Below are 1,513 nucleotides of genomic sequence, written 5' to 3' on the forward strand. Positions count from 1 at the left end.
CCCTCGTTGCTGCCGTTGGCGTAGCAATCCAGCAAAGCTTGATGGCTCGGGGCATTTCCTTCAGCTTTGATTATCTTTCGCGATCGTCGCAGTTCAATATGAGCGAAGGGTTTGCAACTGCCTGGCGAGGCTGGTGGCCGGTATTTGCTGAGGTAACGTCTGCATCCACAAACCTGCAGATGCTCACGGCAGGCTTATTCAACACGATCAAGGTAGCGATCCTCGCGGTCATATTCTCCACCCTGGCCGGAGTGGTTTTCGGTGTCGCTCGACTGTCAACGAACTGGTTGATACGCCAGTGCGCTTTCATCGTCGTGGAATTCGTTCGTAATACTCCGCTACTGATACAGGTAGTTTTCTGGTACTTTGCGTTTTTTCTTCAGCTTGCGCCCGTTACAGATGCAGCGAATGTTGAGACGTGGTTTGTCTTTGGGCAATCCGGCCTGTTTCTGCCTTTACCTCAGATTTCTGGCGGATCGACGTCTGGCGCTCTGGCTCTGGTCGTCGTGGCGATAGCTTTCCTGTTGGCCGCCTGCTCTTCGCGCCTCTCTTCTAGCCTTCGGTGGTCTATGCTCGCCGCAGGTATCTTGGCAGCCACCGCGAGTTATGCCGCAGGGTTCCGCATTGAGTTGGCTTTGCCGATTGTCGGACGTTTCGGTGCTACTGGGGGAATTCAGTTATCAGCTGAGATGTCTGCGATCCTGACAGCCATAATCGTCAATAGCGCAGCCTATATCGCAGAGATCGTTCGCGGCGCAATTGAAGGGCTGCCGAAAGGGCAGTGGGAAGCCGCCGCTGCTGTCGGGCTATCCCGTCGACATACGATCCGAGACATAATCCTTCCCCAAGTCTTTCGAATTATTTTGCCGTCCCTTGCAAACCGCTACATCAGCTTGACCAAAGATACTTCGCTGGGAATTGCGATCGGTTTCCCTGACCTGTTTAACGTTAGCGGGACGGTCGCAAATCAGTCGGGACACAGCCTCGAGACAGTGGTGATCGTCATGGCTGTTTATCTACTTCTCAGTTGGGTAATCAGTGCCCTCATCAGCTATGCGAACGCACGAGTTACTTTGGAGGGTTCACGGTGATGGCAAGATCGTACCTGTGGATACGACGGAACCTCTTCAGCAATCTCTTTGATTCTTTTTTGTCGATGTTTGTGCTCGCGCTGATCGTTTGGGCATCGGCACGCTTTCTGGGCTGGGCACTAAACGATGCACATTGGCGCGGCATATATGAAAGCCGACGCCTTCTGCTGGTTGGCTTATATCCGCCGGAGGACATATGGCGGACCTGGGCAATGCTTGGAATCGTGGCCGTTGCGATCGGCTCTATGATGCTCCCCAAGCTACGTCGTTTTCCGATTTTGATCTTCTTAGTCGCGAGCGCGGGCGCTATTTTAGTTTTGGCGCCTCCGGGATTTGATCGCTGGGGCGGCCTTCTTCTCAGCCTTATGCTCGCTATCATAGTCTCAGCTGCATCCCTGCCGCTTGGTGTCCTTCTGGCCCTC

At 53.9% G+C, this 1,513-nt stretch carries 1 protein-coding gene and 1 pseudogene; both read left to right on the forward strand.

Annotated features, from left to right (window positions below):
• Nucleotides 1–1,091 (forward strand): ABC transporter permease subunit (locus tag A3AY_RS0134240; RefSeq protein WP_018330176.1); only part of this gene is annotated, 1,091 nt, incomplete at its 5' end.
• Nucleotides 1,091–1,513: pseudogene (locus tag A3AY_RS0134245) on the forward strand (amino acid ABC transporter permease); the annotation flags it as partial. The gene A3AY_RS0134240 and the pseudogene A3AY_RS0134245, both read left to right, overlap by 1 nt.

Origin of the sequence: Rhizobium giardinii bv. giardinii H152, from assembly GCF_000379605.1 — a bacterium.
Taxonomy (GTDB): Bacteria; Pseudomonadota; Alphaproteobacteria; order Rhizobiales; family Rhizobiaceae; genus Pararhizobium; species Pararhizobium giardinii.